The sequence below is a fragment of the Alicyclobacillus cycloheptanicus genome, from assembly GCF_028751525.1.
GTDB lineage: Bacteria > Bacillota > Bacilli > Alicyclobacillales > Alicyclobacillaceae > Alicyclobacillus_L > Alicyclobacillus_L cycloheptanicus.
Window position 1 is genome coordinate 305497 of sequence record NZ_CP067097.1, and the last position, 15031, is coordinate 320527.

The window sequence follows — 15031 nt, forward strand, 5'->3', positions numbered from 1 at the left end:
CCCAATCCCCCCTATTCATCCAGTCCGAGTTGCTCGCCAAATGGCACGCTGCCTTCGTTCACGGCCGCCACAGGTGCTTCGTCGACGTCACGAATGGGACCGCGAAACCAGTGGCGCACGCTCACAAACCACCACGGAATCAGACAGGCGAACACAATCAGCAACACGACCGGGGTAAAGTTGAAATTCGAGATCGTAATGGGACCTGTCGTCGGCAACATGAACAGAATGCAGATAAACACCACCCAGACCACCGCAAACCAGCCGATGAAATTGCCCCATCGACCGAGCTTGAACGCTCCCTCCGGCAAGCGCTCGGGATGGATGCGGCGCAGAAACGTCGGGATCACGTACGCTACGTACAGCCCAACGGTCGCGATGGAGGTCACAGCCGCGTAAATCACCGTGCTGAATAGTGCTGGCAGCGCCAGAATGAATGCGCAGGTGATGGCGAGCCAGATGGCGTTGGCCGGAACGTGCTTTGCCTTGTTGATTTTGCTCCACCTGCGCCAACCGGGGATGCCCCGGTCCCGTGCAAAGGCGTAAATCATGCGCGAATTCGCCGTGATGGAGGCTGTGCCACAGAAGAACTCCGCGACGAGCGCGACGAGAAAGAGTGCCGTGCCAACAGATCGTCCAAGCCGTGTTGTGAGGATATACAGAACTGGATTGGTGGACCCCAGCGTGTGCGAGATGTCGGGCATCGAAACGACAAAGCCCATGAGCAGCACGTACCCCGCGATGGCCGATACGGCAACAGAGAGGATGATACCGCGCGGCGCACTTTTGTCCGCGCCGACCGTTTCTTCCGAGACGTGCGCCGACGCATCATAACCCGTGAACGTGTACTGCGCGAGCAAGAGGCCGATGAGGAAGCCGTACCAGTTTGGGAACCCGCTCCTCGATTCGCCGGAGGTGTACGCAAAGTGCCATGGATGAGGGTGTATTGGCGCAAAGAACAAAAGGGCTGCGACGATGACGATGACCCCAACGACATGCCACCATGCACTGATGGAATTCAGCATGGACACAACGTTGACGCCAGAGAAGTTGAGAAACGCGCCCGCGAGCAAGATGATGGCGTAGATGACGAGGGTTGCAACAGCACCGGCATGTCCGGATGCCGGGAAGCCAGGTGCAAATTGATTGATGAGCGCATCCACAAAAATCGCCAAGCCATACAAAATTCCGGCGGTGACGGCCACTTCGCCGATGAGGTTAAACCACGCTGTAAACCAACCCCAGGCCGGCCCGCCGAGCTTGCTGGCCCAGTAGTAGAGGCCGCCCGCTGTAGGATAGGCGGAGGCGATCTCCGCCATTGACAGCGCCACCGTCATCACGCACACGGCGACAATGGGCCAGCCAATCGAAGCCGCCGTCGTCCCCGCAGAGGTCAGACCGAACGCGAACAACGTCAAACAGCCAGAAAGCACACTGATGATGGTAAAGGAAATCGCGAAGTTGGAAAAACCACTCATTGCCCGCGCCAAGTCCTGGCGATACCCAAGCTTGCGCAGCAACTCTTCGTCACGCTTCAGCTGTTCTGCCGAGCCTCGTGCCATTTGCATCCCCTCTTTTCTACCATGGGTGTATGGGACTGTCTGTCAACCGTGAATCGTCCCTGCAGCCTCCCGGTGCCGTCTCCACAGACGCCGCCTCCAAACAAAACAGCGCCCAACAGAACCGCCATCCTGCGATGACAGTCCGTTGGGCGCCGTTGCCCGGTCGATTCACTTGTGCTTGTTGAAGGTAAGGATACTAAATATTCATTCTTTTGGCAAGGGGTACGGTATCGTGCATTCTGCTACCCGCGAATCGCGGGTAGCAGGGTTCTAGACCGCTCCGCCCGATCGCAGCGATTGACCGACACCCTTCAGAAACGCAAACCCGGCGTGGATCGCCGCACTGACGTCAGGGTCCTGCATGTGCTTCAGGAGGTCGAATACACCGACAGATTTCTGCGGGGCTGGTACTGAACTGGCTGCTTCGAGTCCACGAGAGACGCCGTTCAACAGCTTCTTCACTGCCTCCGCATCGTAGGACCCCAAACTGTCAGCCACTGCAATCATCACTTTCAGTCCATTGGCGGCACCCGGCTTGCTGAGCAGGTCCACCAGGCGTTCCATAACTTTGTCCCCTTGCTCGAAGAGTGCTGCCAATAGTTCCAGAAGCCCGCGCTCGTGCATGGCGCGTAAGAGATGCAACCCTTCGGCAAGCACTGCTTGGTTCGCCGCAAGTTCCTTCCTCAACTCAGACACCTGCAAAGCCTCTTGCTTCGCCTCAAAGTCCGCAGGTTGAACGATTTTTGTGATCGGTTGAGCCATCTTTCTCCCACCCTTCTGACTGTCTCAACGCCTACTTGGCCTGTTCCACCAAGGGCTGGTAGTCGCTGCGCGCCCATTTCTTTTCAACGTTCACGCCGGGTTGCGGGTTCGGATGGCCAAGGCGGAAGTTTCCTTTTACAATCGGCGACTTGCCGGTGAACTCAAGCACCTCGATTTTCACCCGCATTTCCTTGTAGGCCGGCGTAAATGTGTAGGTGTCGTGGTCACTGCTGGTCAGGAGATTGACCGCCTCTTCGTCTTTGGTAGACAAAAGAGGGATGTAAACCTCATTCCCCTGCACGCGGTCAGTGACCGTCGCCCGCATCCTGACACTGCCGTACGGCGAGCTGACCCGAACCAAAGCGCCGTCCTCAATGCCGCGCTGTTTGGCGAGTTCTGGCGAGATCTCGATAAACGTGTGCGGCACTTTCTTCTGAATGCCAGCGACCCGCTGCGTCATGTTCCCCTCGTGGAAGTGTTCCAGCAATCGGCCGTTGTTCAGCTGCAGGTCGTACGCTTCCGGCAGCGTTAACGGTGGTGTCCAATCCACGGGCCACAGACGGGCCTTTCCGCCTTCCAGCGGGAAGCCATCGAGATACAAATGCGGGCTGTCCGTTCCGTCCTCCCAGACGGGCCACTGCAAACTCTTGTAGCCCTCCAGTCGTTCGTAGGTCGCCCCTTTCATGAGTTCAGTCAACCCACAAGCCTCTTCAAAAATCTCCTTGGGCGACGTATACTTCCAGTTTGCGCCCAGGCGGTTGGCGACCTCCGTGATGATTTGCCAATCCGGTTTGGAAGCGCCAAGCGGCGGCAGTGCCTGATACAGACGCTGAATGCGACGTTCGGTATTGGTGAATGTACCTTCCTTTTCGAGGCTCGGACTCGCCGGGAAAATCACGTCCGCAAACTGGGCTGTCTTGCTGAAGAACATGTCCTGGACCACGAAAAACTCCAGCTTCTCGAACGCAGACTGGACATAGTTGGCATTGGAATCAACAATGGCCATGTCTTCGCCAACCAGGTACATGGCTTTCAGCTTGCCCTCGTGAATCGCATCCACCATCTGATGATTGTTCAAGCCCGGTGTGGTCGGCAGCGACACGCCCCACGCCTGTTCAAATTTCGCGCGGACGGCGGGATCGCTGACGGATTGATAGCCCGGATAGAAGTTTGGCGCACACCCGAAATCCCCCGCCCCCTGCACGTTGTTGTGTCCGCGCAGCGGATACGCACCGGTGCCAGGGCGCCCCACATTCCCCGTGACGGTAAGCAGGTTGCAGATCGCGGTGCTGGTATCGGACCCGCCCAGGTGCTGCGTTACGCCCATGGCCCAGCACACGCACACCGATTTGGCATCTGCAATCATCTTTGCGGTTTGAATCAACGTCTCCTGTGACAGCCCCGTCACTTCCGACGTATACGCCAGCGTGTACTTTTCGAGGGATGCCACATACTCGTCGAAGTTCTGCACTTTGTTCTGCAGAAATTCTTGATTGTGCCATCCCTGGTCGATGATGTATTTCGTCACGCCGGAGAGCCAAACCAGGTCTGTACCTTGACGCGGATGCAGGAACAAATCAGCCCGCTCTGCCATGATATTTTTCCGGAGGTCGGCGACAATCAACTTCTGGCCGCGCTTCTTCTGCGCCCGTCGAATGCGCGTGGAGAGGACCGGATGCGCCTCCGCTGGGTTGGCACCCACGATGATGACCAAGTCGGCCATCTCCAAATCCTTGATGGAGCCCGTGTCGCCGCCGTAGCCGTAGGTCCTGCGCAGGGCCTCGGTCGCCGGCGACTGACAGTACCGGGAGCAGTTGTCGATGTTGTTCGTGTGAAAGACGGCGCGCGCCAGCTTCTGCATCAGGTAGTTCTCTTCATTGGTCGTCTTCGATGAAGAGATGAAGGCGACCGCGTCGGCGCCATCGCGGTCGCGAATTTCTGCCAGCCGCTTCGCCGTGTAATCGAGCGCTTCTTCCCAACTCACAGGATAAAAGGCGTCTCCGCGGCGAATCAGAGGTTCAAGGATACGTTCGTTGCTGTTGACAAAATCCCAGCCAAACTTGCCTTTGACGCACGTTGAAATCTGATTGGCCGGGGCATCCATAGAAGGCTCCACCTTCAGGACTTTGCGGTCCTTGGTCCAAATGTCAAAGCTGCACCCCACACCGCAGTACGTGCACACCGTCTTGGTCTTTTTGATGCGGGACTCGCGCAATTCCGATTCAATTTCCGAGATCGCAAAGATTTGCGAGTACCCAGGCTCCACCTCTTTGGTCAGGTCAATCATTTTGCCGAGCGTACCCGGCTCAATCCCCGTTAAAAAGCCTGCCTCGCCGAGCATCGACTTTTCCATCAACGCGTTGCAGGGACACACCGTCACGCAGTGACCACAGGACACGCAGGACGATTCGTTGATAGGCACGTCGTTGTCCCAAATCACGCGGGGATGGTCGCGATCCCAATCAATCGAGAGGACCTCACTGACCTGCAGGTTTTGACAGGCCTCCACACAGCGACCGCACAAAATACATTGGTCGGGGTCGTACCGGTAGAATGGATTGGACATATCCTTTTCATAGGGTTTGGGCTCAAACGGGTAGGACTGGTGTTCAATTTCCATCTGCATGGCCGTATTGTGGATGGTGCAATTGCCATTGTTGTTGTCACAGACCGTGCAGTACAGCTCGTGGTTCCGCAAAATCCGATCCATGGCTTCCTTGCGCGCAAAACGCGCAGCCACGGACTTCGTCCGAATGACCATGCCTTCTTCCACGGGTGTCGAGCAGGCACGCGTCAGTTTGCCGTTGATTTCAGCAATACACGTGTCGCAGGTCTCAATCGGACCGAGCGCAGGATGATAGCAAACATGCGGGTGCGCCTGTCCCGTCCCAAGAATGGCATCAAGCGCGCAGGTTCCGGGTTCGACCGTGACCGAATGCCCGTCAATTTCAATGTGTACCCATCCGTCAGACATACGTGGATACCTCCTCACCCAAACGTGATTCAATCGGTTCTCTGTTCAGGCGAAGCAGGCGGACCGTACGTGGTTCACAACCTGCCAAGCCACCATTGCGAAAAAGGCACAAGGTGCACCCCTGACGGATTTCACCTTTGTGCCACTGAATACGCCTGCAACGCCTACAGGTGTACCAACGAGCCTCTGCGAGGTCGTAACCGATGCACTGTCCCAATGCACCGGCCACATTCATTCACTTGTTAAATTTACTATGGCCGTTTCCATTCTCGTTTGTCAAGCAAGGGATGCGCGTACGCCAGCATGGTTGTAAGCAGGTCTTACCCTCGCCCGTCAATCGGATCTTCAAAAATGAATACCGAGACGCCCATGTCGTCCTCGACTTTAAAGTCGGAAAATAGGTAGAGCAGCTTGGAACCCACCAGTTCTTCCATGCCATCCGGTACGTGCTCGCGGTACACATCTTGAATCAGCTTGGTCCGTGCAGCCCGAACCATCTCGGCCCCTTCCGGTGTGTGACTGATGAATTTCTCCACGGGCGTCAGGTTTCCATGCAAAATCGAGACGGCCATGTTATCCACAAACACCGTATGAACGCGCTCCGGTCCTTTGCCAAAATAGTCTTTTCGCACACGGCGAACGATATCGTTGAACGCCTGCTCCTTGCGCATAAACGCACACTTCCTTTAAACAGCATCGTAGCACAGGGCCGCTGCGTCGACAAACTTGTCTGTAAAACAATGTCGAAGGTTGACATTCGATGCCGAGAGGAGAAATATAGTAGACGGTGGCAGGTGTATTGAGACAGTACACTGGCTATCGAATTCAAACGCTGGTTGGTTTATCTGTATGCGCTTGCAGGTGAACGCAACGGCACAAAGCAGAGTTCCGGCAACGGATCACGCTCTCTTTGTGCCGTTTTGTTTTGTCTGTCAGCACCAGCGAGTGCAAAGCGGTGCGCCAGCGACGACAGGCAGCACGGCTCGCGTACAGCCCGCTGTCCAGCGAAAGGGGTGAAGTCTGGAAGACGGACGCAACGACAGGGAAAGACGATTCATCGAGCTGAAACGCCATCACATCGTCCGCAATGCGGCGGATCCACACGTTACCGTTGGGAGGAATCATCGTGTCAGTACCTATCTCAACATTCTGGCCAGTCGCCATCGGATTTCTATCACTCTCGATTAACTATTTCGTTCAAGGCGGCACCACCCTCTCCGCCGGTCCAAACTGGGGCCAGGACAAAGCAAAATTTGACCGCACCGTCGGCCTTTGGGGGATGTTTCTCGGCGGCTTCGGCCAGTTGATCACCGGGATCTACTTGATGGTTGGACTGTCCTGGTTCCCCGTGTACCGCAATGCCCCGCCGCTCTACATGGCCGCGGTCGCATTCAGCGTGTACGGGATTCACTGGATTGTCCTTGGGCTTCGCCGCTACACAGGAAGCGACCATGGCCCCGAAGCCTGGATGGCCATTCCGCTGCTCGGGCTGAGCGTGTTGGGCGCCATTTCGTTTGGCAATGCCGGCGACATTCCTGCTATGATTCTGTTTATTGGATTGACCTTGATTTACATTTGCGAAATTCCGTCCCGGTTCCGCAACAGCAAGTTCTGGGAAAAGTCCACAGGCCTTTTCCAGCTGCTGACCGGTATCTGGCTGCTGTACTTGACCTACGGCGTCACGCTGAACTTCGCAAACGGGATGCACTGGTGGGTTTAATTCGGCAAGATGCTTTTCATGGCGCAGCGGGTCTTCGCAGACCTGCTGCGCCTGGTTTAACTTCCGGCAGACCCTTGCCAGTGCTCTTCAATGTGAAAAAATTTCCATAACCCGAATGACAGAACCCATACGGCCACGAACAACGCGACCAGCAAGTAGCCGAGTCGTCCGAAATTCACCTGTACAATCCAATTCCAAAGCTGTCCACGCAGCCCCAATGCGGGAACCAGCACTTGTGCCAATTCGACCAGTCCGACGAACACCGCGGCCAATACGCCAAGCCCCGTGACGGACAAGTTGTAATAGACTTTTCGCAAAGGGGTGGCAAATGCCCAGTCATATGCCGTGCTCATGAAGATTCCATCGGCGGTGTCCAGCAAACTCATGCCGGCCGCAAACAAAATCGGCAGCGACAGGACACCCGTAAAGGGTAAAGCGTTCTTCGCTGCCACGGCGGAGATCCCCAGTAAAGCGATTTCGGTCGCTGTGTCAAAACCTAACCCGAATAAAAATCCGATGGGGTACGCGTGCCAACTCTTGTTCACTATCCGCAGAAGCGGTTTGGTCAGACGCGCCATGAATCCTCTCATGGACAACCAGGATTCCAGGTCTGTGTGTACCTCCTCGCGTCCGCGCATGCGCATGAACGTCCGCAAAATCTGTGCGAGGACGACCAGATTGATACACCCAATGACAAGCAGAAATGTCCCCGAAACCGTAGGACCCATGACGGACCCAACGGTTTCAATCTGAGGCATCCGTTCTTTCAGGAAGTGGACGGACATTGCTGTGACCATCGTCAGTCCGGCAACCACCGTGGAGTGACCCAATGAAAAGTAAAAACCAACCCCCATCGGGTGCTTCTGTTCATGGGTCAATTTTCGAACGGTATTGTCAATCGCCGCGATGTGGTCAACGTCGAAAGCATGTCGCAAGCCAAAGGTGTATGCCAGAAAGGCCATTCCCAACAGGGTGGGATGTTGTCGGACCGAAACTGTGAGCAGCGCGATCCCAATCATGTGCAGGCAGCATACAGGTATGACGTACGGCCACCACCGTTGTCGAGTCACAAGCAACCTCCTCAGCCTAATTCATCCACTGACCTCCGTTGACGTCCACGACCGATCGGTTACCCTTCATCAATGAGCTTACCCGGATTGAGAATGTGTCCGGGGTCAAGGAATTCCTTGATGCCCCGCATCATCTGGATGGACGAACCATGCTCTGCTTCCTGATACTTTCTCTTCCCCAGTCCGACCCCGTGTTCTCCTGTGCACGTTCCGCCCACACGGAGTGCGTGGAAAACGAGCTGTTCATTGAACTGTTCAATGCGCCGCAAGGCGTCTGCATCGGCTGGATCGACTGCGACGGAAACATGGAAATTTCCATCTCCGACATGGCCGACAATTGCACCGGGGATCTTCATCTCGTCAATCAGCCGCTTTGCGTTGGTAATGGCTCCAGGCAGTTCGGAGAGCGGCACGCAGACGTCGGTGGACAAAAGTCCACACCCAGGATGCTGGTGCTGAAAAGCATATGCACTTGAGTGGCGCGCTTCCCACAGTTGATTGCGAGCGTGCTCATCAGACTCGAACTGCAGGTCCCTGCAGCCTTCGTCCGATAGAATCTCCTGCGCCATTCTGGAATCCGCTTCTACGCTCTCGCGACTGCCAGAAAACTCGAGAAACAGTGTAGGCACCTCGGCGTAATGCGTTTGCTTGAACGCATTCACGGCCTCAATAAACGGCGCGTCGACCAACTCCACCCGCGTGATGGGGATCCCGGCCGTGATGAGCGCGACGGCCGCGTTGCCACAGTGCTGTATGTCCGCAAACTCGGCGCGGCCTGCCACGGTCGCCTCAGGGATGCCAAACAGCCGCAGGGTGATTTCCGTGAAAATGCCGAGTGTCCCTTCCGACCCCACAAACAGCGGCGTGAGATTGTACCCGGACGAGGATTTGGCCGCAAACGATCCCGTCCGTATGACTTCACCGCTTGCCAGAACAACCGTCAGCGCCCGCACGTTGTCTTTCATGGTCCCGTACCGAACCGCAGTCGTCCCACTCGCATTGGTTGCCGTCATGCCGCCGAGTGACGCGTCCGCACCGGGATCGACCGAAAAGAACAAACCGTATCGTCTTAATTGGTCATTCAAGCGCTTCCTCGTCACGCCCGGCTGCACCCGCACAAGGAAGTCCTTGGGCCGGATTTCCAGGATGCGCTGCATTTGCATCATGTCCAGGGAAATACCGCGCTTGACTGGAACGACGTGGCCTTCAAGCCCACTCCCAACCCCGAACGGGACCACTGGAATTCCGCGGACGCTGGCGTACCGGACAACCTGCACCACGTCCTCTGTGGAACGAGGGTAGACCACGACGTCAGGTAACACCGGTGTGTGATAGGATTCATCCCTGCTGTGCTGTTCAAGCACGCTGCGGTTTGTCGAAACCTGCTCGGATGAGAGCAGTGCTCGCAAGTCATCGGCAATCCCCATTGATCATTCCCCCGTGAAGAAATCGGATCCGTATTTGAATCGCGTGCCGCCCTCGCCCCCGCGCTGTTTTGACACACGCTCCGAGTCCGCTGGTCATGAAGGTTCAGCCGCAAGATTCAAGCACAAGATTCAAGGGACTGGAAACGCCTGTAACACCGATTCCAGGACCCGCTCCAGCATGTGATAATGGGCAGGTTCGACAGGGACCAGCGGCGGGCGAACCATCGAACCCGTTGGCAATCCCATGATTTCCATGCCAGCCTTGATAAGCGACACAGCATACCCTTTTCGCAGTTTCCGAATCTGGTTGATGGGCATCAACGCGACCTGGTAGAGCGCATGGAGTTGCTCGCGGTCCTGATTTTCAAGCGCCGTAAAGAACATTCGGGAAATATGAGGGATGTAATTGGAAATCGCGGAGGAGTACGTCCGAAATCCCACAGCCGCATATGCCGGCATCGTCACCTCGGCGAACGGCATTCCGTTGCACCAAGCGAGCCGGTCTCCGAGGGTCTGAACGAGTTCAATGTTCAGCTCCATGTTTCCATGGCCGTCTTTCAATCCCACAACCTGTGGAATCTCCGCCAGCCTTTGCACCGTCTCCACCGTGAAGATAGCTGAGTCCCGCTGGTAGATGATTGTATTCAGGTCGGAACTCGAAGCAATTGTTTTGACGTACTCATACAGACCTTCCTGCTCGCCGTGTATCAAGTAAGGCGGGAAAATCAAGCACCCATCCACCCCGGCGGCTTCCGCGGCGTGCAGTTGGCGCAATGCCATCGACAGATTGCCGCCCACACCGACGTAGACCGGCACCCTCCCTTTTGTCGCACCGACTGCAGTGTCTATGATGTCCATGCACTCTTCCAGACTTAGAGACTGGAACTCTCCTGACCCACAACAAACAAAAACGGCGGATAGACCAGACCGAACCAGGAATTCCACATTTGCCTCCAACGCGTGCACATCCACTTTCCCGCGCTGCGTGAAGGGCGTCACAGGGAAACCTAGAATGCCTGAAGGAACTTTCGATGTGGACATCACATTCTCCCCTTTCCCTCTATCCCAATTTCCTCCCCATCTGTGCACGTGCCGCTTCTACCGAATGAGCCGGCCAGTCGCATCGAACGCCATCGCTTCGGCGGGACCCAGCACCTCCATGTCTGGATGCGCTTGTGCTTCGCTCAGCAGGGATTCGGAGACCCAGATTTCGTCGAGCTTCAATGTATTGACGATCCGAATCATGCGCACAGCGCCAAAGTTCGGTTCCAGACAGGTCTTGACGGCTGCCTGGATGGCCTGTTTGTCTGTCGGCATCACAATCGGCAATTTCGGACTGCTCATCGACGTTGACGTCAGCGCATTCATGTACCCTTTAACCCGATCAATTTGCGATTCGGCTCGAGCGGTTGTCACGTCCGCCAATCCCAGCCCGGCCGCGTTCCCGTCGGTGGTTTCCGTGAGGGAAAGAACCACAATGCGATTGACCCGCAAATCGCCCTTTACCAGGTCATTGGGATAGCGCCCGGTCACATTCGGGTCCATCCCGACACCACTGATGTTCTTGCCAATTTCGTCAACGACCAGCACATGCAGGTCGTTCAGGGAAATGCGCGGCATCCGTAATCGGGCTTCATTCAGCAGCTGCGGCTCCAATTCATGCATTCGCTCGGATGCAACAGCGGCCACTTTTGCCGTTTCGTCATACGCGTTTTCGATCACGGCGACGCCAAACAACACCGGCAGGCGGTCCAGCACCGCCTGGGACAGGTCGAGGATGTGATCGGCCATGGATGCAAAGCCGCGCGCATGTGCGGCATCCGCGCCCCGTTGTTTGCCGAGCCCAATCACCAACATCTTGAGAAGTCCGGATTCAACCGGGCCACGAAACGATGTATGCGGCTTGATCCGATTGATGACGATGATACCGTCCGCAGCCGCCGCATTGCGGTCCACAAACAACGGCAAGCCATGGGCGGACATGCCCATCTGTACCACTTCCATCGTTGCATGGATGGGCGCGCCCACCGTGTCCTCTCTTACACCCAGATGGTTCAGCATCGCTCTCTGACCTTCCGCCGTTGCCCCGCCATGACTGCCCATCGCGGGGACCAGAAACGGGTTCGCACCCCGCGCTTTCACAAGGTCGACTGTCGCTTTGACCAATTCCGGCAAGTTGGCGATGCCTCGTGAACCAACGCCAATCGCGATGTTGCTGCCCGGCTGGATTCGCTCCAACAAGCCCTCTTTCAGCACCGCGTTTTGCACCTCGGCCCCTGCATCGACCACCCGTGTCACGGCGAAGTGCTGCCGAACGGGTGCCATCTTGGGAATCGGAATGGGACGCAAGAGTTCTTCAATGACGTTCATGCTTCTGCAAGCCTCCTGCGAACGGTCATCCATCGCATCCATGAATGTCTCCCCTCAGAAAGTCAAAATCGCACCCCTCGTCGTCTTGAGATGCAAACGCCAGCAACGCCGCCTGGTACACCTGTTTCAAGGGGACACTGTGGCGAATGGCACATGCGCGGCAATCTTCATACTCAGGCGCCACATTGACGACCTGATTGTCCCGCAGGGCCAACTTGATGCCCACAGAACCAAAGTCAGTCGTGACCTTGACCACCTTCCGCGAAAGCACAGCGCGTTCAACTTCGTACCCCCGTACGCCCAGCGTGGTTGTTTCATCCTGCATTGCCGTTTCCATGCGCGACCGATCGTCTGGTTTACACTGGGCGTGGAGGATATACCCGGGTCGGCCCTTCTTCATCACGACCGGCGTCACCCAGGCATCCAACGCGCCCAGTTCAAGCAAACGGGCCGTGGTGTGCGCGACCCATTCCGCTGGCATGTCGTCAATATTGGCTTCGAGGACGATAACACGTTCACGCGCTGCGTCACCCTTGCGATCGACCGCCTGGAACGTCGACGGCGTATCTTCACCTTCAGGGTGAGCGGGGGCGGGGGCGACTTCGCCGAGCTGGATCCGCAGTACATTTGCAACCGGCAACTCCTTGCTGCCAGCGCCATACCCTTCCTTCTCCACAGACATCTCCGGCCTTCTGCCTCGCTCGGCCAACGTCCGAATGATGGCTGCCCCGGTCGGCGTCACCGTTTCTCCCCAATCCCCGGACGAACGTGTGACAAAGCCTTGGAGGAGACGGGCCGCTGCCGGAGCGGGCACCGGCATTCTTCCATGGGCGCAGGTGACGGTCCCGCCGCTCACTTCAATCGTCGAAACATAGCATTGCGGCATCCCGGCCAAGTACCAGCCGGCCATTGCCCCGACAATATCTACGATGGCGTCGACGGCCCCGACTTCGTGAAAATGAACGTTCTCCGGGGGAATTCCATGGATATATCCCTCAGCCTCCGCAAGCAGCCGAAACGCCTGCAAGCTGTTGTCCCGTACCGGCAACGGCAGATCGGCTCGATGCAAAATGGCCTCAATGTCACGCAAGCCGCGATGTGGAAGGCACGAGTGATGAGGATGCGCGTGGTCATGAGGATGCGCGTGCCCATGATGATGCTCATGGTCGTGGCGATGGGCGGACTCGTGGCCGTGATCATGGGCGTGGGACGGCTCATCATACTTCCACGCCTCGTTGGCGGCGGTCACGTCCACCTTGGTCGCGCGGATGCCTTGTTTGAACACGGTTGCGACCGAAATCTGCACATCCTCCAGTGCCAGCCGCTCCAAAATCGCTCGCCACGCACGCTGGTCGATCCCGGTGTCAAGCCATGCCCCGAGGAACATGTCCCCACTCGCGCCGGCAGGACATTCAAAGTAGGCTGCGCGCATTGTCACTCCCCCATTCGATTGATCATCGCTGCGAGATAACCGGCACCGAACCCGTTATCAATGTTGACCACACCGACCCCGGAGGAACAACTGTTCAACATCGATAACAGCGGTGTCAGCCCCCCGAGGTGGCTGCCGTAGCCAACACTGGTCGGCACCGCGATCACGGGTTGGTCAACCAGCCCCGCGACGACACTCGGCAACGCACCCTCCATGCCGGCAACAACAACCAGCACGCGCGCCTGATAGAGTCGATCCAGTTGACCGAGCAGGCGGTGCAATCCGGCAACACCGACGTCGATCATTTGTTCTACCCGTGCACCCATCAGTTCCAGTGTCAGGACTGCTTCATTCGCAACGGGCAGATCGGACGTACCCGCCGCAATCACAAGTACCTGTCCTTTGGGCGAACCAATCCCCCGCCGCAAAAACACCATGCGGGACAGTTCTTCATACTCGAACGAGGGATGCGTGCGCCGGACGAGATCGAACACCTCACGTCCGGCGCGCGTCCCAAGCACAGGCCCCTCCCCCGTCTCCGCAAGCCGGATGAGAATTTGCGCAGACTGCTCGGGCGTTTTCCCCTCACAGTACACCACTTCCGGAAACCCCCTGCGCAGGGCGCGATGGTGGTCAAGCGTGGCATACCCGAGTTCATCGGCCCCTAACTTCCGGAGAGCCTGCAACCCTTGGTCGATGGACATGTTCCCGGTTTGAACACCTTCCAAAATCGCTCGATAATCCATACAGGCCGTCTACCCCCAACTCTTCCATTGACTACGTTGTCCAGACCCGTTGCCGTTGACGGAGGCGTTCCTGGCTCAGTCCTGCCGCAACAGCCCCAGGTCCAACCGTTGCAGCGCACTGAACAGTTGCGTTTGCTGTTCCACGGTGAGCGGCAAAAGGGGCTTGAACGGTTCACCGACAGGCATCCCGTTGCGTGTCAAAACCGCACGCCCAGCAGGAATCGTCGAAAATTCATGAAACACATCGCAAATCTCCTTCATCTGCTGTGCGCCGGACGAATCCCCCGCCGAGAGACGTCGCCAGGCCCGAACAGCCAAGGCCGGGAACACAGCCGCCAGCCCCGAGACAACGCCGGCGGCACCGCGTACATAGGCTTCCTGAAACATTGTGTCGCTGCCGATGAAAACAGCAGCCTCGGGCGCCGCATCCCGGTAGGCCTGAAGCTGCTCGACCGATCCACTCGAATCCTTGATGCCGATGAGGTTCACATGACGTTTCAAGAGGGTCTGCAGAAGGTTCGGCGACACCGCATTGTTGGCGTATTTCGGGATGCTGTACAGATAGAACGGCACCTCGGGCCAGGCCGCCAGCACCTCGTCGTAGTAACGTTCAAGCGCCTGCTGGTCGTGCGCGTAGAAAAACGGGGTCAATAGCGCGATCGCGTCGGCCCCTGCCCGCACGGCGCTGGACACGCGTTCCAGTGTTTGATGCAGAGCCATTCCCCCGCACTGAACAACCACAGGCACCCGGTTGGCGGCTGCCTTGACCACGCATGCCACTGCGGCTTCCCGGTCGTTCTCCGGCACCAGAAGGCCTTCCCCCGTTGTACCCAGGAAGAACAGCCCTTCCGTCCCTTGTTCAATCAGCCACTGTACGTACGCCTCAAGCCCGGCGAACGAGACGCGCTGGTTCTCCACAGGCGTGAACATCGCCGCAACCATGCCCTTCAGCAAATCGTCCATCCCCT

At 57.3% G+C, this 15031-nt stretch carries 12 protein-coding genes; 1 reads left to right on the forward strand and 11 read right to left on the reverse strand.

The features are described 5' to 3' along the window. Nucleotides 1-11: 11 nt before the first annotated feature. The 4 genes from JI721_RS01425 to JI721_RS01440 all read right to left on the reverse strand — a co-directional run bounded on the left by JI721_RS01425 (nt 12) and on the right by JI721_RS01440 (nt 5969). Complete coding sequence (locus JI721_RS01425) at nt 12-1562, reverse strand: amino acid permease (protein ID WP_274456305.1); 1551 nt, start codon at nt 1560-1562, stop codon at nt 12-14. Between the two features lie 270 nt (nt 1563-1832). Continuing rightward, complete coding sequence (locus JI721_RS01430) at nt 1833-2324, reverse strand: helical membrane plugin domain-containing protein (RefSeq protein WP_274456306.1); 492 nt, start codon at nt 2322-2324, stop codon at nt 1833-1835. Between the two features lie 31 nt (nt 2325-2355). Beyond that, on the reverse strand, nt 2356-5298 hold the full coding sequence (gene fdhF / locus JI721_RS01435; RefSeq protein WP_274456307.1) for a formate dehydrogenase subunit alpha: 2943 nt from the start codon (nt 5296-5298) through the stop codon (nt 2356-2358). A 320-nt stretch (nt 5299-5618) separates the two neighbouring features. Further along, nucleotides 5619-5969, reverse strand: a complete 351-nt coding sequence (locus tag JI721_RS01440; RefSeq protein ID WP_274456308.1) for a Na-translocating system protein MpsC family protein — start codon at nt 5967-5969, stop codon at nt 5619-5621. A 455-nt stretch (nt 5970-6424) separates the two neighbouring features. Here JI721_RS01440 and JI721_RS01445 point away from each other — a divergent pair, with 455 nt between their 5' ends. Then, nucleotides 6425-7018, forward strand: a complete 594-nt coding sequence (locus JI721_RS01445; protein WP_274456309.1) for a hypothetical protein — start codon at nt 6425-6427, stop codon at nt 7016-7018. A 56-nt stretch (nt 7019-7074) separates the two neighbouring features. Here JI721_RS01445 and JI721_RS01450 read toward each other — a convergent pair whose 3' ends face one another. From JI721_RS01450 to JI721_RS01480, 7 genes are all read right to left on the reverse strand, one after another. Beyond that, nucleotides 7075-8088 carry a HoxN/HupN/NixA family nickel/cobalt transporter gene (locus tag JI721_RS01450; RefSeq protein WP_274456310.1) on the reverse strand — a complete coding sequence of 338 codons (1014 nt, stop codon included), beginning with the start codon at nt 8086-8088 and terminating at the stop codon, nt 7075-7077. Nucleotides 8089-8147: 59 nt separating this feature from the next. Continuing rightward, on the reverse strand, nt 8148-9515 hold the full coding sequence (locus tag JI721_RS01455) for an FAD-binding oxidoreductase (RefSeq protein WP_274456311.1): 1368 nt from the start codon (nt 9513-9515) through the stop codon (nt 8148-8150). Nucleotides 9516-9644: 129 nt separating this feature from the next. Next, nucleotides 9645-10559 carry a 5-dehydro-4-deoxyglucarate dehydratase gene (gene kdgD / locus JI721_RS01460; protein ID WP_407654056.1) on the reverse strand — a complete coding sequence of 305 codons (915 nt, stop codon included), beginning with the start codon at nt 10557-10559 and terminating at the stop codon, nt 9645-9647. Nucleotides 10560-10613: 54 nt separating this feature from the next. Next, a complete protein-coding gene (locus JI721_RS01465; protein ID WP_274456313.1) occupies nt 10614-11885 on the reverse strand; it encodes a nickel pincer cofactor-dependent isomerase, group 22 in 1272 nt (423 codons plus the stop codon). A 25-nt stretch (nt 11886-11910) separates the two neighbouring features. Continuing rightward, nucleotides 11911-13317 (reverse strand): nickel pincer cofactor biosynthesis protein LarC, encoded by a 1407-nt coding sequence (gene larC, locus JI721_RS01470; RefSeq protein WP_274456314.1) that lies wholly within the window; start codon nt 13315-13317, stop codon nt 11911-11913. A 2-nt stretch (nt 13318-13319) separates the two neighbouring features. Then, nucleotides 13320-14063 carry a nickel pincer cofactor biosynthesis protein LarB gene (larB, locus tag JI721_RS01475; protein ID WP_274456315.1) on the reverse strand — a complete coding sequence of 248 codons (744 nt, stop codon included), beginning with the start codon at nt 14061-14063 and terminating at the stop codon, nt 13320-13322. A 75-nt stretch (nt 14064-14138) separates the two neighbouring features. Then, nucleotides 14139-15017 carry a dihydrodipicolinate synthase family protein gene (locus JI721_RS01480; protein ID WP_274456316.1) on the reverse strand — a complete coding sequence of 293 codons (879 nt, stop codon included), beginning with the start codon at nt 15015-15017 and terminating at the stop codon, nt 14139-14141. Nucleotides 15018-15031 lie beyond the last annotated feature (14 nt).

Bases quoted from the DNA above. Each gene is read 5' to 3' on its own strand.
- JI721_RS01425 (WP_274456305.1), bottom strand. From the start codon at position 1,562: ATGGCACGAGGCTCGGCAGAACAGCTGAAGCGTGACGAAGAGTTGCTG.
- JI721_RS01430 (WP_274456306.1), bottom strand. From the start codon at position 2,324: ATGGCTCAACCGATCACAAAAATCGTTCAACCTGCGGACTTTGAGGCG.
- fdhF (WP_274456307.1), bottom strand. From the start codon at position 5,298: ATGTCTGACGGATGGGTACACATTGAAATTGACGGGCATTCGGTCACG.
- JI721_RS01440 (WP_274456308.1), bottom strand. From the start codon at position 5,969: ATGCGCAAGGAGCAGGCGTTCAACGATATCGTTCGCCGTGTGCGAAAA.
- JI721_RS01455 (WP_274456311.1), bottom strand. From the start codon at position 9,515: ATGGGGATTGCCGATGACTTGCGAGCACTGCTCTCATCCGAGCAGGTT.
- JI721_RS01465 (WP_274456313.1), bottom strand. From the start codon at position 11,885: ATGAACGTCATTGAAGAACTCTTGCGTCCCATTCCGATTCCCAAGATG.
- larC (WP_274456314.1), bottom strand. From the start codon at position 13,317: ATGCGCGCAGCCTACTTTGAATGTCCTGCCGGCGCGAGTGGGGACATG.
- larB (WP_274456315.1), bottom strand. From the start codon at position 14,063: ATGGATTATCGAGCGATTTTGGAAGGTGTTCAAACCGGGAACATGTCC.